General features: G+C 72.9%; 22 protein-coding genes. 14 read left to right on the top strand and 8 right to left on the bottom strand.

Features of this window, described 5'->3' with window-relative positions; translation table 11 throughout:
* Positions 1 to 21 precede the first annotated feature (21 nt).
* The 4 genes from CRP30_RS21070 to CRP30_RS21055 all read left to right on the top strand — a co-directional run bounded on the left by CRP30_RS21070 (position 22) and on the right by CRP30_RS21055 (position 3,119).
* Entirely contained in the window at positions 22 to 1,299 is a 1,278-nt protein-coding gene (locus CRP30_RS21070; protein ID WP_097185989.1) for a lipase family alpha/beta hydrolase, read from the top strand.
* 76 nt (positions 1,300 to 1,375) lie between these two features.
* The gene (locus CRP30_RS21065; protein ID WP_200814888.1) at positions 1,376 to 2,254 is read left to right on the top strand and encodes a lysophospholipid acyltransferase family protein; all 879 of its coding nucleotides are present in this window, start codon (positions 1,376 to 1,378) and stop codon (positions 2,252 to 2,254) included.
* An 89-nt stretch (positions 2,255 to 2,343) separates the two neighbouring features.
* A complete protein-coding gene (locus CRP30_RS21060) occupies positions 2,344 to 2,553 on the top strand; it encodes a DUF4177 domain-containing protein (protein WP_097185988.1) in 210 nt (69 codons plus the stop codon).
* Positions 2,550 to 3,119 (top strand): DUF4334 domain-containing protein, encoded by a 570-nt coding sequence (locus CRP30_RS21055; protein WP_097185987.1) that lies wholly within the window; start codon positions 2,550 to 2,552, stop codon positions 3,117 to 3,119. Before CRP30_RS21060 ends, CRP30_RS21055 begins: the two co-directional genes overlap by 4 nt.
* On the opposite strand, the gene CRP30_RS21050 is transcribed toward CRP30_RS21055, so the two are convergent.
* The 3 genes from CRP30_RS21050 to CRP30_RS21040 are packed head-to-tail and all read right to left on the bottom strand — an operon-like array spanning position 3,116 to position 4,997.
* Positions 3,116 to 3,520, bottom strand: coding sequence for an arsenate reductase ArsC (locus CRP30_RS21050; protein WP_097185986.1), 405 nt, complete (start codon positions 3,518 to 3,520; stop codon positions 3,116 to 3,118). The two genes, CRP30_RS21055 and CRP30_RS21050, sit on opposite strands and share 4 nt — an antisense overlap.
* Entirely contained in the window at positions 3,517 to 4,641 is a 1,125-nt protein-coding gene (arsB, locus tag CRP30_RS21045; protein WP_097185985.1) for an ACR3 family arsenite efflux transporter, read from the bottom strand. Before arsB ends, CRP30_RS21050 begins: the two co-directional genes overlap by 4 nt.
* Positions 4,638 to 4,997 carry an ArsR/SmtB family transcription factor gene (locus tag CRP30_RS21040; RefSeq protein ID WP_097185984.1) on the bottom strand — a complete coding sequence of 120 codons (360 nt, stop codon included), beginning with the start codon at positions 4,995 to 4,997 and terminating at the stop codon, positions 4,638 to 4,640. The genes arsB and CRP30_RS21040 overlap by 4 nt, the downstream gene beginning before the upstream one ends.
* A 132-nt stretch (positions 4,998 to 5,129) precedes the next feature.
* Here CRP30_RS21040 and CRP30_RS21035 point away from each other — a divergent pair, with 132 nt between their 5' ends.
* The 4 genes from CRP30_RS21035 to CRP30_RS21015 all read left to right on the top strand — a co-directional run bounded on the left by CRP30_RS21035 (position 5,130) and on the right by CRP30_RS21015 (position 7,163).
* Positions 5,130 to 5,612 (top strand): ArsI/CadI family heavy metal resistance metalloenzyme, encoded by a 483-nt coding sequence (locus CRP30_RS21035; RefSeq protein WP_097185983.1) that lies wholly within the window; start codon positions 5,130 to 5,132, stop codon positions 5,610 to 5,612.
* Between the two features lie 11 nt (positions 5,613 to 5,623).
* Positions 5,624 to 5,824 carry a hypothetical protein gene (locus CRP30_RS21030; RefSeq protein WP_097185982.1) on the top strand — a complete coding sequence of 67 codons (201 nt, stop codon included), beginning with the start codon at positions 5,624 to 5,626 and terminating at the stop codon, positions 5,822 to 5,824.
* A 72-nt stretch (positions 5,825 to 5,896) separates the two neighbouring features.
* Entirely contained in the window at positions 5,897 to 6,835 is a 939-nt protein-coding gene (locus CRP30_RS21020) for a hypothetical protein (protein WP_097185981.1), read from the top strand.
* Positions 6,836 to 6,980: 145 nt separating this feature from the next.
* A complete protein-coding gene (locus CRP30_RS21015; RefSeq protein ID WP_097185980.1) occupies positions 6,981 to 7,163 on the top strand; it encodes a hypothetical protein in 183 nt (60 codons plus the stop codon).
* A 69-nt stretch (positions 7,164 to 7,232) separates the two neighbouring features.
* Here the strand turns inward: CRP30_RS21015 and CRP30_RS21010 are convergent, their stop codons facing one another.
* Entirely contained in the window at positions 7,233 to 7,754 is a 522-nt protein-coding gene (locus CRP30_RS21010) for a DinB family protein (protein WP_097185979.1), read from the bottom strand.
* Between the two features lie 94 nt (positions 7,755 to 7,848).
* Here CRP30_RS21010 and CRP30_RS21005 point away from each other — a divergent pair, with 94 nt between their 5' ends.
* The 5 genes from CRP30_RS21005 to CRP30_RS20985 all read left to right on the top strand — a co-directional run bounded on the left by CRP30_RS21005 (position 7,849) and on the right by CRP30_RS20985 (position 13,612).
* Positions 7,849 to 8,817 carry a helix-turn-helix transcriptional regulator gene (locus CRP30_RS21005; protein ID WP_097185978.1) on the top strand — a complete coding sequence of 323 codons (969 nt, stop codon included), beginning with the start codon at positions 7,849 to 7,851 and terminating at the stop codon, positions 8,815 to 8,817.
* A gap of 130 nt (positions 8,818 to 8,947) precedes the next feature.
* Positions 8,948 to 9,976 (top strand): BMP family protein, encoded by a 1,029-nt coding sequence (locus CRP30_RS21000; RefSeq protein ID WP_097185977.1) that lies wholly within the window; start codon positions 8,948 to 8,950, stop codon positions 9,974 to 9,976.
* Positions 9,973 to 11,604, top strand: a complete 1,632-nt coding sequence (locus CRP30_RS20995) for an ABC transporter ATP-binding protein (RefSeq protein WP_097185976.1) — start codon at positions 9,973 to 9,975, stop codon at positions 11,602 to 11,604. The genes CRP30_RS21000 and CRP30_RS20995 overlap by 4 nt, the downstream gene beginning before the upstream one ends.
* On the top strand, positions 11,601 to 12,686 hold the full coding sequence (locus CRP30_RS20990; protein WP_097185975.1) for an ABC transporter permease: 1,086 nt from the start codon (positions 11,601 to 11,603) through the stop codon (positions 12,684 to 12,686). The genes CRP30_RS20995 and CRP30_RS20990 overlap by 4 nt, the downstream gene beginning before the upstream one ends.
* Positions 12,683 to 13,612, top strand: coding sequence for an ABC transporter permease (locus CRP30_RS20985; protein WP_097185974.1), 930 nt, complete (start codon positions 12,683 to 12,685; stop codon positions 13,610 to 13,612). Before CRP30_RS20990 ends, CRP30_RS20985 begins: the two co-directional genes overlap by 4 nt.
* A 43-nt stretch (positions 13,613 to 13,655) precedes the next feature.
* Here the strand turns inward: CRP30_RS20985 and CRP30_RS20980 are convergent, their stop codons facing one another.
* On the bottom strand, positions 13,656 to 14,585 hold the full coding sequence (locus CRP30_RS20980; RefSeq protein ID WP_159961842.1) for a GGDEF domain-containing protein: 930 nt from the start codon (positions 14,583 to 14,585) through the stop codon (positions 13,656 to 13,658).
* A gap of 69 nt (positions 14,586 to 14,654) precedes the next feature.
* Entirely contained in the window at positions 14,655 to 15,608 is a 954-nt protein-coding gene (locus CRP30_RS20975) for a S1C family serine protease (RefSeq protein ID WP_097185972.1), read from the bottom strand.
* 207 nt (positions 15,609 to 15,815) lie between these two features.
* Between CRP30_RS20975 and CRP30_RS20970 the strand changes: the two genes are divergently transcribed.
* Positions 15,816 to 16,967, top strand: coding sequence for a carboxylate-amine ligase (locus CRP30_RS20970; protein WP_159961840.1), 1,152 nt, complete (start codon positions 15,816 to 15,818; stop codon positions 16,965 to 16,967).
* A gap of 25 nt (positions 16,968 to 16,992) precedes the next feature.
* Here the strand turns inward: CRP30_RS20970 and CRP30_RS20965 are convergent, their stop codons facing one another.
* Together CRP30_RS20965 and CRP30_RS20960 are read right to left on the bottom strand one after the other, a co-directional pair.
* Positions 16,993 to 18,318 carry a DUF2254 domain-containing protein gene (locus CRP30_RS20965; RefSeq protein WP_097185970.1) on the bottom strand — a complete coding sequence of 442 codons (1,326 nt, stop codon included), beginning with the start codon at positions 18,316 to 18,318 and terminating at the stop codon, positions 16,993 to 16,995.
* An 82-nt stretch (positions 18,319 to 18,400) separates the two neighbouring features.
* On the bottom strand, positions 18,401 to 19,825 hold the full coding sequence (locus CRP30_RS20960; protein ID WP_097185969.1) for an NAD(P)/FAD-dependent oxidoreductase: 1,425 nt from the start codon (positions 19,823 to 19,825) through the stop codon (positions 18,401 to 18,403).
* Positions 19,826 to 19,919 lie beyond the last annotated feature (94 nt).

Here is a 19,919-nt window from a genome sequence, read left to right as displayed (position 1 = left end):
ACCGCAACCCTGGAGGAACCGATGCGCGCGGACGAGGTGACCGGCTTCTCCCAGCTGGCCCGGCTGACGCTGCGCGGCGGGACCACCCGGATCCACGAGGTGCACCAGGGGATCGCCGACCGCACGTTCCGGGCCGTCGGTCCGGCCGGACGCCCGGTGCAGGTCGTGCACGACGCGGTGTCCGGCCTGACCTACGGCCTCGTGGGCCTGGCCCTGGGCGGTGGCGCCCGCGCGGTCGGAGCCCTCGCGGCGCTCCGCGCCAGCGGCACGGCCGTGGACGACGGAGCGGCGGGGCGGCGCACGCTGGCCGTCCTCAACGGCGCGCACGGGGACCTCCTCCGGCAGGAGGCGCCGGGGCTGGCCCTCGGCACCACCGTCCGCGTGGCCGGCCGGCCGGTGCCGGCGGAGCCGGAGGAGCTGCGGGCCGCCTTCCCGGACGCCACCGGCAGGCTCGCCGTGTTCCTCCACGGCCTGACCGAGAGCGAGGCGTCCTGGGCCTACCGGGCCGAGCGCCGCGGGGAGCCCGGCGTCACCTACGGCACCCGGCTGCACGACGACCTGGGGTTCACCCCGGTCTTCGTCCGCTACAACACCGGCCTGCACATCTCCGACAACGGCCGCGCGCTCGACACGCTGCTCACCGACCTCGTCGACGCCTGGCCGGTGGACGTGCAGGACGTCGTCCTCGTCGGGCACTCGATGGGCGGACTGGTGGCCCGCAGCGCGCTGCACCAGGCCCACGGCGGGACGCCGGAGGCGCGCGGGTGGACCCACCTCGTCCGTGACACGCTCACGCTCGGCTCGCCCCACCTGGGTGCGCCGCTGGAGCGCGGCGTCCACCGGCTCGCAGCAGGGCTCGCGCGGGTGCCCGAGACCCGGCCCCTGGCCCGGCTGCTGTCGCTGCGGAGCGTGGGCATCAAGGACCTGCGGCACGGCACCCTGGTCGAGGCGGACTGGACCGATCGGGACCTCGACGCCATCGGTCCGGCGACGCACACCCGCGTGCCGCTGCACGACGGTGCCCGGCACTTCGTCGTCCTGGCCACGCTGAGCCGGGATCCCGCCGGCCGGCTGGCCGACCTCCTCGGCGACCTGCTCGTGTCGCCGCGCAGCGCCAGCGGCGACACCGGGGACGACGACCGCCTGGCGTTCCCGGCCGACCACGTGCTCCGGCTGGGCGGCCTGAACCACTTCGACCTGCTCAACCACCCGCGCGTCTACGCACAGATCCGGACGTGGCTCGAGCAGCGCCCCGAGGGTCCGCACCCGGATGCCCCCGACGTGCCGACGGGCCGCTGAGCAGGCATCCTGTCGCGCACGCCCCGTGACCTCATGCGCTTCGGGCCGTTGTCCTTCAGAGACGAGGGAGTGATCCATGGCCGAAGACGCCCAGAACGAGCAGAACCTGATCCAGCGGCTGATCAGCTGGCGGGTGGGAGCGGCCATGGAGCCGCAGCCGCTCAACGAGACGCTGCTCAAGCTGCAGCAGCCGTTCTACGACCTGCTCAACAAGTACTACTTCCGGCTCGAGGTCGACGGGTGGGAGCGCGTCCCGGACGAGACCTGCCTGGTCATCGGGGTGCACTCCGGCGGCGCGCTGACCATGGATGCCTGGACGCTGGTCAACGCCTGGCACGTGCACTTCGAGGGGAAGCGTCCGCTGCACGGCACCGCCCACGACGTCCTCATGGCCACCCCCGGCCTGGGCGACTACTTCCGCGCGGTGGGCGTCATCGCCGCGAACCGGAAGAGCGTCTCGGCGGCGCTGGACCAGGGCGAGGACGTCGTCGTCTGGCCGGGGGGCGAGGTGGACGCGATGCGCAGCTGGCGCAAGCGCGACGTCGCCACCCTCGGCGGGCGCACCGGCTTCGTGAAGCAGGCGATCCGGTCCGGCGTGCCGATCCTGCCGGTGGCCACCGTCGGCGGTCACGACACGGTCTTCGTCGTCTCCGAGGGCAAGTGGCTGGCCAACGCGATCGACAAGGTCACCGGGCTGAAGTCCACCCTCCGCGGAGCGAACCTGCCCATCATCGCGGGGTTCCCGTTCCCGATCGCGGTCGAGATCCTGCCGGCCCACGTGCCGCTGCCGGCCAAGATCCGCACGGAGCTGCTCGACCCCATCGAGGTCGACCACGATCCCGAACGCGTGGACGACGAGGCCTACGTGCAGAAGATCTACGACCAGGTCGAGGCCGAGATCCAGGCGGGGATGGACCGGCTGGCGGCGAAGCGCACGCTGCCGATCCTCGGCTGAGCCGGTCGGCTCGACGGGACCGCGCGGGATTGGCAGTCTGAGCTGCGAGGACCTGCGAGGACCGACGACGGCGACGGACGGAGCACGCGATGGCAGCGCGGTACGAGTACAAGGTCGAGGAGATCCGGGAGGGCATGCTCGGCGGGAAGATGTCCGGCGACAAGCTCGAGAAGGTCCTCAACGATCAGGCTCGGGACGGCTGGCAGCTCAAGGCCATCACCGCCGTCGAGGTGAAGGGCCGGGTCGGGCCGGGCGGGGTCGAGGGCGTGCTCGTCACCTTCGAGCGGCCGGTCGCGTGACCACCATCCCGCAGCTCAGCGACGAGGCGGCTGCCCGGTGGCTGGCCGAGCACCGGTCGGGCGTCGCCCCGGAGGACGCGCTCGCCTTCTTCGACGGCCTCCCGACGGTGCCGGCGGCGGACATGCTCGGTCGCTGGCGGGGGAGCGGCCTGCCGACCGGCTCCCGGCTGGACGGGCTGCTGGAGGCCTACGGCTGGTACGGCAAGGAGTTCACCGGCGCCGAGTCGGTGCACCCGCTGCTCTTCGCCGACCGGCGGGGCCGGCCACGGCCGGTCGACCCGGCGTGGATCCCGCTGCCCCTGCTGCGCGACCACGCCGGTCTGGCCCGCCTGTGGCCGGTCCGGACGGCGTTCGGCCGGCTGCGTCCGCTGCTCTACACGAACGAGCCGAAGGCGCGGCTGCGCACCATCGACCACCGCGGGGTGAGCACCGCAGCGATGGTCTACGACGCGCTGCCGATCATCGACGTCTTCCGCCGGATCGGCCCGGACGTCGTCCTCGGCGCGATGGACATGCGCGGGCTCCCCGCGCCGTTCTTCTTCCTGCTGGAGCGCGAGACCGACTAGCGGACCGGTACCTCGAGCTCGGCCAGCAGCCCGCGGATCCGCTGTTCAATCTCGTCGCGGATGGGCCGGACCGACTCGACGCCCTTGCCGGCCGGGTCCTCGAGCTCCCAGTCGAGGTAGCGCTTGCCGGGGAAGATCGGGCAGGCGTCGCCGCAGCCCATGGTGATGACGACGTCGGAGGCCTCGACGGCCTCGGTCGTGAGCACCTTCGGTCGCTGGTCGGAGATGTCGATGCCGACCTCCGCCATGGCCTCGACAGCCGCGGGGTTGACCTGGTCACCGGGGATCGACCCGGCCGACCGGACCTCGACGGCGTCCGCGCTCAGGTGACGCAACCAGCCGGCCGCCATCTGGGAACGGCCGGCGTTGTGGACGCAGACGAACAGGACGGACGGGATCATCGGGCACTCCGGGTCGCATCGGGGACGGTGGGGTCTCCGGGGAACCAGCGGCGGGCTGCCCAGAGCGAGACGTAGACGAGGCCGACCAGCACGGGCACCTCGATGAGCGGCCCGACGACGCCGGCCAGGGCCTGTCCGCTGGTGACACCGAAGGTGCCGATGGCGACGGCGATGGCCAGCTCGAAGTTGTTGCCCGCCGCGGTGAACGCCAGGGTGGCGGTCTTCGCGTAGCCCAGCCGCAGCCGCATGCCGAGCAGGAACGAGCCACCGAACATCAGCGCGAAGTAGGCCAGCAGGGGCAGCGCGATGCGGGCGACGTCCCAGGGCTGCGAGGTGATCGCGTCACCCTGCAGCGCGAAGAGCATGACGATCGTGAACAGCAGGCCGTAGAGCGCCACCGGGCCGATGCGCGGCAGGAAGCGCTCCTCGTACCAAACGCGACCCTTGCGGCGCTCGCCCAGCGTGCGGGTCAGGAAGCCGGCCACCAGCGGGATGCCGAGGAAGACCAGGACGCTCACGACGATGGCCCAGACGCTGAACTCCGCCGACGTCGTGGACAGGCCGAGCCAGCCGGGCAGCACCTGCAGGTAGAACCAGCCCAGCGCGGCGAAGGCCAGGATCTGGAAGACCGAGTTGATCGCGACCAGCACCGCGGCGGCCTCGCGGTCACCGCACGACAGGTCGTTCCAGATCAGCACCATCGCGATGCACCGGGCCAGGCCGACGATGATCAGGCCGGTCCGGTACTCGGGGAGATCGGGCAGCAGCAGCCAGGCGAGGGCAAACATCAGCGCGGGGCCGAGCACCCAGTTGAGCACCAGGCTGGCGCCGAGGAGCTTCCGGTCGCCGGTGACCCGGTCGAGCTCGGAGTACCGGACCTTGGCCAGCACCGGGTACATCATGAGCAGCAGGCCGATCGCGATCGGCAGGCTGACGTTGCCCACCTCCACGGCGCCCAGGGCGTCGTCCAGGCCGGGCACCCAGCGGCCCAGCGCCAGACCCAGCGCCATGGCGGCGACGATCCAGACGGGCAGGAATCGGTCGAGGGTCGACAGCTTCTGCAGGACCGGGGCGTCCGCCGGGACGTCGGTGCGGGCGGTCTCGCGGACGGCGTCGCTCATGCCGGGGTGAGGGCGAGCGTGGTGCGGCCGGTGGTGTCGAACAGGGTCGCGACGGCGGTCATCGCCTCGGGCCGCACCGCGTAGAAGACCCACACGCCGCGCTTGTCCCGGTCCAGCAAGCCGGCGGAGTGCAGCACCTTCAGGTGGTGGCTGATGGTGGCCTGGGTGAGGTCGAACGCGTCGTTGAGGTCGCACACGCAGGCCTCGCCGCCGGCACTTGCGGCGATGAGGCTGACCAGCCGCAGGCGTACGGGGTCGGCCAGCGCCTTGAGCAGCGGGGCGACCTGCTCGGCCTGCTCGGCGGACATCGGCGTGCCGGTCAGGGGGGTGCAGCAGGCCAGGCCGGGCTCGCTCATCGGGGTTCTCCTCGCGTCGGACATCGGCGCCCATCATAACGACAGACATCGTATTGACAAGCATCGATGTCTGGTGTTCATTCGGCGTTCAGACATCGACGTCCGTCGATGTCCTGACCGAAAGGCGCTCCCATGTCCCGCGTCCAGCTCGCCCTCCGCGTCGCCGACCTCGACGCCGCCGTCGACTTCTACTCGCGCCTCTTCGACGCGGTGCCCGCCAAGCGCCGTCCCGGCTACGCCAACTTCGCGATCGCCGAACCGCCGCTCAAGCTCGTGCTGCTCGAGGGGGAGCCGGGGGAGGCCACCCGCATGGACCACCTCGGGGTCGAGGTCCCGTCCACCGACGAGGTCACGGCATCGACCAACCGGCTGGCCGAGGCGGGCCTCGCCACCCGGATCGAGGACAACACCACCTGTTGCTACGCCGTCCAGGACAAGGTCTGGGTGACCGGTCCCGGCGGGGAGCCGTGGGAGGTCTACACGGTGACCGGCGACGCGCGTCCCGAGCTGGAGGGCAAGACGGCGGCCGAGCTCTCCGCCGTCGCCGGTGACGCCAGCTGCTGCCGGCCGGAGGGGTCGAACACCGACGCTCGTCTCGCCGCGTCCTGCTGCTGAAGGAGTCGGGAATGCACGCCTACCTGAGCGACGTCGTGTCCGCCGCCCATCGAACGGAACTCCTGGCGGAGGGAGCGCTCTGGAGGGAGACCTCCCGGCGCGGCCCCTACGTCCGCACCCCCCGCGTCGCGGAGCGGTGGGGAGCGCTGGTCCAGCACCTCTCCGCCGGTGCGGCGCAGCCGCGCGCCGGGGCGGTCTGCTGCCCTGCGTGACCGCGAGTGCTACGAACTCGTGGTGATCGCCGAGCTGATCACCACGAGTTCGTCGCAGTCGAGGAGGCGCCGGTGGACCTGGACGAGGTGGCCGACGAGCTCTACGCGGTGCCGCCGGACGAGTTCATCGATCTCCGGAAGGCCCGCCAGGACGAGGCGAAGGCCGACGGCCTCAAGGGGCTGGCCAAGGAGATCGGCGCCCTGCCGAAGCCCTCGGCGGCCGCCTGGGCCTGCAACCTGCTGGTGCGCGAACAGCGCGAGGAGATCGAGAGCCTGGTCGAGCTGGGTGACCTGCTCCGCGAGGCCCAGGAGAACCTGGCCGGCGATCAGCTGAAGGCCCTCGACATCCAGCGCCGCCAGCTCCTGACCGCGCTCACCCGCCAGGCACGGGCGCTCGCGAACGGCGCCGGCCATCCGGTCAGCACCACCGTCGCCACCCAGATCGAGGAGACGCTCCGCGCCGGCATGAGCGACCCGGACGCGGGCCGGGCGCTGCTGACCGGCCGGCTCACCTCGCCCATGACCTACAGCGGCATGGGGACGACGGTCGCGAAGCCCGATCTCCGGCTGGTCCACCCGCCCCGTCCGGAGCGCACCGAGAAACCGGCGAAGGCAGCCGCGCCGAGGAAGCAGACGGGCGAGTCGGCCGCCGACCGCCGGGCGCGCGAGCAGGAGGAGCGCCGCCGGGCCGCGGAGGAGAAGCGGCAGCGCGAGCTGACCCGCGCCCGGGAGACAGCCGAGGCCGCCGTCGCCACCGCCGAGGAGGCGGCGGGCGCGGCCGAGGAGCAGCGGCAGGAGGTCGTCTCGCTGGAGACCCGGCACACCGAGCTGCAGGAGCGCGTCGACGAGCTCGCCGAGCAGCTCGCCGACGCCGAGCGGGCCGCCGCAGACGCCGGTGTGACGCTCAAGCGCGCCCAGCGCCGGCTCACCGCCGCCGAGCGGGAGGCCGCTGAGGCAGCCGAGGCGCGCGACCGTGCCGTGGCGCACGTCGACGCCCTCGGCGAGGGCTGACAGTCCGCCGTCCCGAGGAACGGGACGCGATCTCCGCTACGGGTGGGACGGGACCGACGCTCACCGGTCATTTCGGCGTGCCCGAATCGTCATACCTGGTGTCTAGCGTGACGCCCGTAGGAACTCCGACCGTCAGGAGGTCGCCATGAGCCCGACCGTCACGAGCGTCGACCAGATCGACCTCGAAATCTCGATCGCCTTCATCGCGCTGGGAGCCGCCCGGACGGCGTTCCGGAGCTGTCCGTCCGGCGAGAACGAGCACGCCGTCGACGCGGCGCAGACCGCCGTCGACCGACTGCTCGACGCCCGCCTCGCTGCTCGACCCTGAGCACGCCGGGCTGACGGCCCCGTCCAGAGGCTCGCCCCGAGCGGGCGAGGGGTGAGGGGGACGGGGTTCTCACGCCATCGTCTTCTGGCCGTCGAGGGACTCGCGCAGGATGTCGGCGTGTCCGGCGTGCTGGGCGGTCTCGGCGACGATGTGCAGGAAGACCCGGCGGGCCGAGCGGACGGCGCCGGCCTCGAACCACGGTGCCTTGGGCAGCGGGTGGGCGGCGTCGAGGTCGGGGATCGTCCGCACCAGCTCGTCGGTGCGCTCCGCGACCTGCGCGTACTCGGTGAGCACCCCCTCCAGCGTCTCCCCGGGCCGCAGGACGAACTCCTCGGCCCATGCCTGGAAGCCGGCCTCGTCGGTGGGGGTGGCCATCGCCTCCGGTCCCTCGACGACGAAGCGGACCCAGCCCGCCTCCTGAGCGGCCACGTGCTTGACCAGCCCGCCGAGGGTCAGCTCGCTCGCGGTCGTCCGCTGCCGGGCCTGCTCGTCGGTGAGCCTCTGGACCGTGTGGCGCAGGAAGTGCCGATGGGCGGCCAGCGTCTCCAGCAGGTCGGCGCGCTCGGCGGTGAGGGTAGTGGCGGTGGTCATCGGTCCGGCCCCTTCGTCGTCCTCGATCGGTCGGGTTCGACGCTAGGAGCAATTGGTGACACTTCCTGTCACCGGTGCGACATAACCTGCGGCCATGGCCGACACCGGGAACCGCACGCTGCGTCTGCTGTCCCTGATGCAGAGCCGCCGGAACTGGGCGGGGGCCGAGCTCGCGCGCCGGCTCGGCGTCTCCGTCCGCACCCTGCGGCGCGACGTCGAGCGCCTGCGCGAACTCGGGTACCCGGTGGAGGCGCAGCCGGGGATCGACGGCGGCTACCGGCTGGCTCCCGGAGCGTCACTGCCGCCGCTGGTCCTGGACGACGACGAGGCCGTCGCGCTGGTCGTCGGCCTGCAGGCCGCGGCGCAGACCGCCGTCGCCGGGATGGGGGAGGCGTCGGTCCGCGCGCTGACCAAGGTGGTCCAGGTGCTGCCCGTGCGGCTCCGGCGGAGGGCGGATGCGCTGCGCGCCGTCACGGTGTCCGGTGCCTGGCGGATCGATGCCGGCGTCGATCCGCACGCGCTCACCACGGTCGCGCAGGCCTGCCGGGACGCCGAGCGGCTGGAGTTCGGGTACACCGCCGCGTCGGGGGAGGGCAGCGAGCGGCTCGTGGAGCCCTTCCGCCTGGTGGCGCTCGGGCGCCGCTGGTACCTCGTCGCCTACGACCTCGTCCGGGGAGACTGGCGCAGCTTCCGCCTCGACCGGCTCACCGGGCCGCGCAGCACCGGCGCCCGGTTCGCCCCCCGCTCGCTCCCGGGGGACGACGCCGTCGAGTTCGTCCGCGGCGGCATCGGCGCGCGGTTCCGGACCTTCGACGTGGAGGTGCTGGTCGAGGCGCCGGCCGAGGAGGTGCGGCGGCGAATCGGGCAGTGGTCGACGGTGGAGGACCTGGCGGAGGACCGGTGCCGGGTGCGGATGCAGCCCGAGGACCTCGCCTGGCCGGCGCACGCCCTGGGGATGGTCGGCGCGGAGTTCACGGTCGTCTCCCCGCCGGAGCTGGGCGAGCTCATGGCCGACTGGGGCAGGCGCTTCACGCGCGCCGCCGCCGCAGCCCCTGCCCACTGAGGCGGCCGAGGTTGCGGACGGGGCGGTACCGCATCTCGATTGCGTTGCGGTGCGACCGTGATGCTTCGGACACACCTTAGCGCTGAGGTAAATCTTCACGGGTCTACCGGCCGACCCTGAGGAGCCGTTCATGCGATCCCCCCGAATCTCCGCGTGCGCCCTCGGGGCCGCGCTCATGCTCACCGCCACCGCCTGCGGGAGCGACGGTGGCGACAGCGGCGACAGCGGGGGCGGTGGTGGGTCCGGGAGCGGCGATGCGCCCCGCATCGCGGCCGTCTTCTCCGGCACCACCACCGACGCCGACTACACCTTCCTCGGCCTCGAGGCCCTCCAGGCGGCCGAGGAGGACCACGGCGCCGAGGTCACCTACTCCGAGAGCGTGCAGGTGCCCGACGCCGAGCGGGTGCTGCGCGAGTACGTGGCCGACGGCTACAACGTCGTCTGGACCCACGGGAGCCAGTTCTACGACGCCACGGTGGCGGTCGCCGAGGAGGCGCCGGACGTGGTGTTCATCGCCGAGCAGGACACCGAGCCGGCGGACGTCCCCGAGAACGTCTGGGTGCTCGACCGCAACTTCCACCTGGCCTTCTACCCGCTGGGCGTGCTCGCTGCGGCGGCGTCGGAGAGCGGCAACATCGCCTACCTGGGCGGGGTGACCCTTCCCTTCTCCTACTCCGAGGTGCACGCCGTCGAGCAGGCGCTCGAGGACAGCGGCTCGGACGCCACGTTCACCCCGGTCTGGACCGGTGACTTCAACGACCCCACCAAGGCCCAGCAGTTCGCCAGCCAGCTGCTGGCCGACGGCAACGACGTCGTCCTGACCTCGCTGAACCTCGGCGCGGTGGGTGCCTTCGAGGCGGTCGGCGACGCCGCCCCGGGCGTGCTCATGACGGCGAAGTACACCGACAAGTCGAACCTGTCCGCCGACCACTACCTGACCTCGGTGCTCTACGACTTCTCGGTGATGCTCGACGAGATCCTGACGTCGATCGAGGACGGCGAGACCGGCGGCTACCTGGGCATGTCCTACGAGCAGGGCATCTCGCTGCAGACGCCCCAGAACGTGGACCAGGCGGTCATCGACGAGGTGAACGGCATCGTCGAGCAGCTCGCCTCGGGCGAGATCGAGGTCGAGCGCGACGTGACCCCGGTCGAATGACCGCTGGGCACACCACGGGGCACTCCTCCGAGTCGGTCCCGGGCCCCGTGCCCGGGCCGGCCCGGCCGCTCACGATGGCCGGCGTCAGCAAGTCCTTCGGCAGCGTGCACGCACTGGTGGAGGCCGACTTCGAACTCGCCGCCGGGGAGGTCCACGGCCTGGTCGGGGGCAACGGCGCCGGCAAGACCACGCTCATGAACGTCCTCTACGGGCTCTACCGGCCCGACTCGGGGGAGATCCGGGTGGACGGGCGCGAGGCGCACATCCGCTCCCCGCGGGACGCGATCGAGCACGGCATCGGCATGGTCCACCAGCACCTGCTCCAGGTGTCGACGTACTCGGTGGTCGAGAACGTCGTGCTCGGGACGGGGAAGGACGCGGGCGGGCTGCGTGACGCCGCCCGGCGGATCACCGAGCTGTCCGACCAGTTCGGGCTCGCCGTCGACCCGCGTGCCCGCACCGACCGGCTGTCGGTCGGTGCCCGCCAGCGGGTCGAGATCCTCAAGGTCCTCTACCGGGGCGCGCGGATCCTCATCCTCGACGAGCCGACGTCCAGCCTCACGCCGCAGGAGGTGGACGACCTCTTCGCCTCGCTGCGCGGCATCGTGGCGGAAGGCACCAGCGTCGTCTTCATCTCGCACAAGGTCCGCGAGGTGATGGCCATCTGCGGTCGGATCTCGGTCATGCGCGACGGCCGCCGGCTGACGACCGTGCACCGCTCGGAGACCGACGCCACGGGTCTCGCCTCGTTGATGGTGGGCGAGCTCGCCGCCGAGCAGTCCTCCGACGTGGCCGCCGCGCTCGGGCTGGCGGCGGTCGGGGAGGTCGTCCCGGAGGAGCCGGCCGCACCCGTCCCGGCGCGGGCGGGAGGACCGGCGCGGCTGACCGTCTCGGACCTGGTGGTGCCCAGCGACCAGGGCGTCGCCGCGGTCCGCGGGGTCGACCTCGCCGTCCGCGCGGGGGAGGTGCTCGGCGTGGCGGGCGTGGCCGGCAACGGCCAGGTCGAGCTGGCCGAGGCGCTCGCGGGCGTGCGGCCGGCCCAGAGCGGCAGCGTGCGGGTCGACGGCACCGACCTGGTCGGCCGGCAGACCCGTCACTGGCTCACCGCGGGCGTCGCGTACGTGCCCGAGGACCGGCACCGGGACGGCATCCTCGGAGCCGCCTCGGTCACCGACAACCTGCTGCTCGGCGCCCAGCGCAGCAGCGCGTACCGGCGGGGCGGGCTCATCGACTGGCGGCGGGTGCGCGAGCACGCCCGGACGACGATCGAGACCTACTCGATCAAGACACCGGGCCCCGATGCGCCGGCCGGCAACCTCTCCGGCGGGAACATCCAGCGGCTCGTGCTGGCCCGCGCGTTCGACCGCGAACCGACGGTGCTCGTCCTGCAGAACCCCACCCGGGGCCTGGACCTGCGGTCGGCGCAGTTCGTCTACGACCGGGTGCACGAGGCCCGCGACCGCGGGTGCGCCGTCGTCCTCATCTCCGAGGACCTCGACGAACTGAGCCTGCTCGCCGACCGCATGGTGGTCCTCTACTCCGGCGAGGTCGTCGGGGAACGGGCCCGCGGCGACTACGACGCCTACGAACTGGGCCGGCTGATGGCCGGCGTCCGGGAGGACGCATGAGCGCGCCGGTCCTGACCGAGCCGGACGCCCTGGCGCCGGCCCGGCCGAGCATGGCCGCCCGGGTGATCCGCGGCGTCCTGCCCTACGTGCTGGCCCTGGTGCTGGCCTTCGTCGTCGCCGGGATCGTCATCGCCGCCCTCGGGTACGACCCGATCGAGGCGTTCCGGACGATCCTCACCACGTCGTTCAAGACGGGTTTCGGCTTCACCGAGACGCTCACCAAGTGGGTGCCGCTGACGCTCCTGGCGCTCGGCTTCACCATCCCGCTGGCCGTGGGCCGGTTCAACATCGGTGGCGAGGGCCAGCTCCTCGTCGGTGCGACGGCGGCGGCCGGCGTGGGGATCGTCTACGCCGACCTGCCGTCGGCCGTGCTCCTGCCCATGGTGATCGTCGCCGGCGTGCTGGCCGGGGTGGTGTGGGCCGGGATCGCAGCGCTGCTCATGGGGCGCTTCCACGTGAACGAGATCCTCAGCACGGTGCTGCTGAACTTCGTCTCCTTCCAGGTGCTCGACTACGCCGCCACCGAGGTGTGGAGCGACCCCGCGGCCGGCGTCGCCGCCACCCAGGGGGTCGGCGAGGGGGCGGAGCTGCCGACGATCGGTGGTCCGCCGGGCGTGCACGCGGGCCTCCTGCTCGCGGGGGCGGTCGCGCTGGCGACGATCCTGGTGACGCGGCGGACGTCGGCGGGCTTCGAGCTGCGCGCCGCGGGCACCAACCCGCGGGCGGCCGCGATCAACGGCATCCGCGTGGAGCGGGTCGCGGTCATCGCGCTGATCGTCGGCGGTGCCCTCGGTGGCCTGGCCGGCGCGCTCGAGGTCAGCGGTGTGCACGGCCGGGCCATCGAGGGCATGCAGACCAACTTCCTGCTGCTCGGCATCATCATCGGGCTGATCGCCCGGGGCAGCGCCGTCTGGGTGCCGGTGGTGGCCTTCGGGATCGCGATCCTCGAGGTCGGCGCCAGTTCCATGCAGCGCACCGTCGGGGTCCCGGCGGAGATGGTCCTCATCATCGAGGCGCTGATCCTGATCTTCCTGCTGCTCTCCGACGTGATCGCCGGGCGCCTGGCCAGGAGAGTGGCATGAACGAGTTCGCAGTCCTCGCCCAGCTCACCGTCGTCGCGATGGTGCCGTACCTGCTGGCCTCGCTGGGCACCATGCTCGGGGGGCTGGCCGGCGTCTTCAGCGTCTCGCAGGAAGGCGTCATGCTGCTCGGCGCCTCGGTCGGCTTCCTGGTCAGCTACGGGACGGGCAGCAGCACGGTCGGCATCCTGGTGGCGGCGGCGGTGGGTGCCCTGTTCGGCTTCGCGCTGGGCTGGGCGACGACGGCGCTGCGCCTCGACCAGTTCGTCGTCGGGCTCGCGCTGTTCTTCGCGGCGACCGGGCTGGCCGGTCTGCTCTACCGGATCGTCATCGGGCAGACCGCGACGACGCCGCTGGTGGACACGCTGCCCCGGGTGGAGATCCCGCTGCTGAAGGACATCCCGCTGCTCGGGACGGCACTGTTCTCGCACAACGTGCTGGTGTACTTCGCCGCGCTGGTGACCGTCGGGCTGTGGTTCTTCCTCTACCGGACGCGGGCGGGTCTCAACCTGCGGTCGGTCGGGGAGAACCCCAAGGCCGCCGACAGCCTCGGCATCCCGGTGGTCCGCACGCGGCTCTGGACGACGGCGGTCGGCGGCGCCCTCATGGGCGTGGCCGGCGCGTTCCTGCCGCTGGTGTACACCGGCACGTTCACCGAGGGCATCGTCGGTGGCCGCGGCTGGCTGGCGATCGCGCTGACCTTCTTCGGGGGGTGGCGGCCGCAGTACATCGCGGCCGGGGCGCTGTTCTTCGCCACGATGGACGTCGTCGCCCTGCGCGCCGAGGTGTCCGGTATCGACATCCCCAGCCAGGTGCTGCTCGTCATCCCGTACGTCGCGACGCTGGTGGTGATGGTGTTCGCGTTCCGCTGGGCGCGGGTGCCGGAGTTCCTAGGCAAGAACTACGACCGGGAGAGCCGCACCGGATGAGCTCGTCCCCCGGGGTGCCGCCGCCCCCGGGGGACGGTTCCGGTCAGGCGGTCCGGCCGCTGCGCTTCTGCTGGTAGAGGGCGGCGTCGGCGCGGGCGAGGACCGCAGCCAGGTCGTCGCCCCGCTGGATGGTCGCCACCCCGACCGACCAGGCGAACTCGTGCGTCGCGTCCAGCTGCTGCAGGATCTCCTGCGCGCCGTCGCCATCGGTCGCGGGCAGGCAGAGGACGAACTCGTCGCCGCCGTAGCGCCCCAGCAGATCGGCCTGGCGGAGGCGGCGCGCCCAGCCGGAGGCGAGGTCCCGGAGGAGGGCGTCACCGGCTCCGTGCCCGTGCCGGTCGTTGACCTCCTTGAAGTCGTCGAGGTCGATGATCGCGATGGTGAGCGGCTCGCCGGTCCGGACCGCCCGTGCCAGGTGCCGGGCCGCCTCCTCCTCCCACGCACGGCGGTTGGCCACACCGGTCAGCGGGTCGGTCGTCGCGGCCGTGCGCAGGGAGCGGGCCAGGCGGCCCTGGACCTCGGTGAACGCGATCACCGCGACGACGACCACGACCCAGGCCACGGCGAAGTGCGCGGGCGGTGCGGCGACGGCCCCGGCCGTGGCGGAGACCACCAGGAAGGCGGCGTGCGCCCGTGCCGTGGTGAGGTCGAAGAAGTGTGCCGCGTAGAGGCCCACGGCGATCAGCGCCGGTCCCAGCGCCACGACGCCCACCGCCGTCTCCGACTGCCAGGCGAGCACGGCGATGAGCACGCTGGCCAGTGCCACCGCCGCGTGCACGACCCAGCCGCGGAGCCGATCCCGGAGCAGCCACACCGCCGCTCCACCGACGAGGCCCAGCGCCGCGACCGCGCGCAGCAGCCCGACGGGGCTTTCGGGGTGCATGGGCCACAGTGCCGAGTGCAGGCACAGGCCTCCGCTGACGGCGTACAGGAGCGCCAGGAGGAGCGCCGGCGTCCTCCGGTCGGTCAGCATGGTCGTCATCCTGCCTGGCCGACGACCGGTGCCGTGACTGGTTGCCCTCCATCGGGTGGCGCGCCTCGATCAGCTGCCGGTGAGCTCCGCGGGGAGGGTGACCACGTCCACCATGGCGCCGCGGCGGTGCACCGTCATGGGCAGCGGATGGCCGATCGCCTCGGCGAACAGCAGGCGCTGGAGGCTCTGCGCGTCGGCGACGGGCCGCCGTGCGGCCTCCAGCACGAGGTCGCCCGGCTTGAGCCCCGCCCGGTCGGCCGGAGCTCCCGGGACGACGTCGACGATCCGCAGCCCCCGTCGCCGTCCGGTGCGCTCCGCGAGCGGGGCCGGTAGGGGTGCGGGGGTGCTGACCAGACCGAGGTAGGCGCGACGGACGCGGCCGTCGGCGACCAGCGCACGGACGATGCGCCGGCTCGTGTCGTTGATCGGCACGGCGAGTCCGAGCCCCCACCCGGCGACGGCGGTGTTGATGCCGACCACGCGGGAGGACGAATCGGCCAGTGCGCCGCCGCTGTTGCCGGGGTTGAGCGCGGCGTCGGTCTGGATCACGTCCTCGACCACGCGCGCGGTCCGGCCGTCGCGCGTCGGCAGCGAGCGGCCGAGTCCGCTCACCACCCCCGCCGTCACCGATCCGCTCAACCCGAGCGGGTTGCCGACGGCCACCACGAGCTGGCCCACCCGCAGGCCGGCGGCATCCCCGAGCGCCGCCGGAGGTGGCGTGTCCCCGCGGGCACGGACCACCGCCAGGTCGGACAGCGGATCGGCCCCGACGACGTCGACGTCGCTCTCGCTTCCGTCGCTGAACACCGCCACTCCCCGCGCCGCCCGCCCGACGACGTGCGCGTTGGTCAGCAGCAGCCCCTCGCCGTCGACCACCACCGCCGAACCCGCACCGGACCGCCCGTCCGGACCCGTGACCTGCAGCGCGGCGACGTGCGGGGTCAGGTCGCCGGCCACCGCGGTCACGATGCGGGAGTAGGCGTCCAGGGCGCCCTCGCTCTCCGACCCGGCTGCTGCGTCCATCGAACCCCTCCTGATTACCGGCTTACACCCAGTGAACGCCGCCGGTCGCCGCCGCGGTAGCGGTCATGCCGTGGGCGAACAGGGCGGGGGAGGGGTGTGCGCGGCAAGGGCGCAAGCTCTACCGTCATGGCACGGCTGGGCGTCAGTCGCCCCGCGTCCGGGGATGCACCGGCGACCACGGCGTCGCCTCGCTGCACAGGAGCGTGCGTGGAGGTCGACCAGACCGGCGGGACGAACGCTGTGCCGCTGCCGCCGGCCGGCGCCACGTTCGGGGTGGAGGAGGAGTTCCACCTCGTCGACCCGGACACCTACCGCCTGACGCGGAGCCCTGCGCTGGCCCTGGCCGTGCTCCAGGGGGAGTCCGGCCCGCACCTGCACGCGGAGATCACCACGACGCAACTGGAGTCGGCGACCGGCATCTGCACCAGCCTGTCCCAGTTGCGCGCCGAGCTGGTGACCACCCGGGCCGAGGCGGCCGGGGCCGCGGCGCGTGCCGGCGTGCGCATCCTCGCCGCCTCCACGCACCCCTTCGACAGCTGGCAGCAGCAGGACATCACGCCGGCGCCGCGCTACCAGGCGATGGTCGACCGCTGGGCGGGCCTGGCCGAGCAGCAGGACATCGTGGGCTGCCACGTGCACGTGGGGGTGCCCGACCTGGAGACCGCCGTCGCGGTGATGGACCGGGCCCGGCCGTACCTGTCCGTGCTGCTCGCGATGACGGGCAGCTCGCCGTTCCACGACGGCTTCGACACCGGGCACCACAGCTACCGGACGGTGTGGTGGTCGCGGTGGCCGAACACCGGTCCGCCGGAGTACCTCGGGAGCGCCGAGCGGTTCCGCGAGGTGGTCGCCGGCCTGGTCACGTCCGGCGTCATCGCCGACTCGTCGCACCTCTACTGGGACCTGCGCCCGTCCAGCCACCTGCCGACGCTGGAGTTCCGGCTGGCCGACGTGTGCACCGAGGTCGACGACGTGGTGCTGCACGCGGCGCTGGCCCGGTCGCTGGTGCGCGTGCTGGCCGCCCGTGCCGCACGGGACGAGGAGTGCCCGCGACCGCGGCCGGAACTGCTGCGCGCGGCCCGGTGGCGGGCCGCCCGGCACGGGCTCGACGGCGGCCTGTTCGACCCGGTGCGGCGGAACCTGGTGCCGGCGCGGGTGGCGGTGCGCCGGTTGCTCGCCGAACTGCGCGACGACCTGACCGAGCACGACGAGTGGGACCTCGTCGTCGACATGGTCGAGAGCCTCTTCGAACGCGGCACGTCGTCCTCGCGGCAGCTGCGGACCTGGCTGCGCACCGGCGACTGGCGCGAGGTCGCCGCCCGCATCGTCCGGGAGGGCACGGCGCTGGAGAACCGCTGAGCCGGCCGTCGCCGCCCTTGGTCGCTCACATCGACCGGGTCTCACCGGCCCGATCGGCGAATGCCTCCACGATGCGCCCCTCCAGGGCCGCGGTGACCCGAGCACGGTGGTCGCGCACGGCCTCCGTGTCCACGGTGTTCCGGTCGGGGGAGAGCTCACCGGCGACCAGGTCTGCCGCACGCGCCACCTCCGCCCGCTGCCCGTCGTCGCGGCAGGCGACGGCCACGTCCCGCAGCATCCGGAGGAGCGCCATGAGGACCGTGGGCTCCGGGCTCCCGAACCGGGCCAGCTGCCCGCACGACAGGTCGAGGTAGTACCGCAGGTCGCGGTCGGGCACGACGGCCCGCCCCACCCCGTCCTCGTCCTCGTGCAAGGTGGCGCCGAGTCGCCGACCGGCCAGCCGGACCAGCAGGTCGCCCATGTGCCCGACGGCTGCCGCGGCGGTCGTCGGATCGTTGATGGCAGGCGACATCGCCTTCACGGCGATGTCCTCCAGCTGCCGGAAGCCGAAGGCGGCGTCCTGGTCGATGGTGCGCTCGTTGTTGAGCACCACCGCCGCGCGGACGGCCCCGTGGAGCTCTTCGTCGTCCGGTCCCCAGACCGTGGCGATCGGGGTGCCGTGGGTGACCTGATCGCCGGGGCGCACCTCGATGCGGACGACGGCGTCGTGCCGGCGGGCGCTGCCGGTCAGCGCATCGACGTCGACCACCTCGACGAAGCCGCTGTCGAGCGCGGTCACCAGAGCGCCGGCAGACGCGTCGAGGTGCAGCTCGTCGGGTGACCGCTGCCGCGTGTCGCCGTAGGGCGCGTAGAACTCCTCGATCGCCCGTCGGGTGTCGGTGTGGACACGCGTCATCATCGTGTCGATCCGCAGCATGCGGACCATGTGACTGATGAACGCCAGGAGCGCGCCGAAGGACGCGAGACCGAGCAGGGCGGCGACGAGGCACACGAGCGTCGGTACCGGTTCCGCGGAATCGATGCCGCGGAGACCGGTGACGGCGAAGACGAACGTTGCGGCGAGGATCGACAGCACCCGCTTGGTGACCGGGTCCCGCACGAAGTCACGGAGCAGCCGGGGGGAGAACTGCTGGGAAGCCAGCTGCAGGGCCACGATCGTGATGCTGAACGTCAGGGTGCTGATGGTGACGGCGCCGGTGGCGACCAGCTGGAGCAGCGTGCCGGCGGCGGAGGTGTCGCTGGGCCACAGCTGCGCCAGGACGCCGCCGCGCGGCTCCACGAGGCCGAGCAACCAGGCCAGCGCGCCGGCGGCCACGCCGCTGATCGCCGGCCACCGCCACAACGGGCCCTGCGAGCGGGCGGCGCTTCGTTGACCCCGGGACGTCGACACGGCGACCGCCTACCCAGGGTTTCCACCCCGACGCACGTCCGCCGCGAGGATCACCCCCGCGGAGGACGGCGCCGCATCCGGCTCAGGCGGACTGGCGGCCCGTCATGTCCTCGTCGGCCGGCGGGGCGGTCTTCGGGCCACCCGTCTTGCTGGCCTCCCAGCCCGGGCCGAGGTGCTCGAGTGCGAGCCGGCCGTAGACCTGCTGCTGGGTGGCCACCCGCTGCGACCGGCCGCGGCCCAGGAAGCTGACCAGCCAGTGCAGCACCGTCGTCACCCGGCTCTTGAAGCCGACGATGTAGAAGAGGTGCAGGGCGAGCCACATCAGCCAGGCGATGAAGCCCTCGAACTTCAGCGTGCCGAGGTCGACCACCGCGTGGAAGCGGGAGATCGTCGCCATCGAGCCCTTGTCGTGGTACTCGAACGCCGGCTTGGGCGTCTTGCCGGCCATCCGGCGCATGATCTGGTCGGCGGCGTAGCGCCCACCCTGGATGGCGACCTGCGCGACGCCCGGCAGCTTGTCCAGCGCCATCATGTCGCCGACGACGTGCACCTCGGGGTGACCGGGGAGGGTCAGGTCGGGCTGCACGGCGACGCGCCCGGCGCGGTCGACCTCGGCGCCGGACTGCTCGCCGAGGAGCCGGCCGAGGCCACTGGCCTGCACCCCGGCCGCCCAGATCTTGGTGGCCGCGTTGATGCGGCGGACCTGGCCGTCGCCGTCCTTGATCTCGATGCCGTTGGCGTCCACGTCGGTGACCATCGCGCCGAGCTGGACCTCGACGCCGGTCTGGCCGAGCTGACGGCGGGCGCGGCCGCCGAGCTTCTCGCCGAAGGAGGGGAGCACGGCCGGTGCCGCGTCGAGCAGGACGACCCGGGCGGTGGTGGGGTCGATGTTGCGGAAGTCCCGCCGCAGGGTGCGGTGGGCGAGCTCGGCGATCTGGCCGGCCATCTCCACGCCGGTGGGGCCGGCGCCGACGATGACGAAGGTCAGCAGCCGGTCGACCTCCTCCTGCGTCTCGGCGAGCTCGGCCAGCTCGAACGCGCCGAAGATGCGGCCGCGCAGCTCGAGCGCGTCGTCGATGCTCTTCATGCCGGGGGCGAACTCGGCGAACCGGTCGTTGCCGAAGTAGGACTGCCCGGCGCCGGCCGCCACGATCAGCTCGTCGTAGGGGTGGACCGTGGTGCGGCCGAGCACGGTGGAGGTGACCGTGCGGGCGGCCAGGTCGATGTCGATGACCTCGCCGAGCACGACGCGGGCGTTCTCCTGGCGGCGCAGCACCTCACGGGTGGCCGGGGCGATCTCGCCCTCGGAGAGGATCCCGGTGGCCACCTGGTACAGCAGCGGCTGGAAGAGGTGGTGGCTGGTCTTGCCGATCAGCGTGATGTCGACGTCGGCCTTGCGCAGGCGCTGCGCGGCGAACAGGCCGCCGAAGCCGGAGCCGATGATGACGACGCGTGGGCGGCCGCCGTGCGAAGGAGCGGCTGGGTCGCGCACAGGTGATGTCGTCATGATGATTCATCCTTCCACTACGGTCCCCGACGGCTCGCACGGGCCGCGCACATCTCAGGGCGATCCAGGACACACTCTCTCGTCCCGGCCGCCG

The organism is Blastococcus haudaquaticus (assembly GCF_900230285.1).
Taxonomy (GTDB): domain Bacteria; phylum Actinomycetota; class Actinomycetes; order Mycobacteriales; family Geodermatophilaceae; genus Blastococcus_B; species Blastococcus_B haudaquaticus.
The sequence above is the reverse complement of the archived record's forward strand: the minus strand, read 5'-3'. Positions and strand labels throughout refer to the sequence as shown.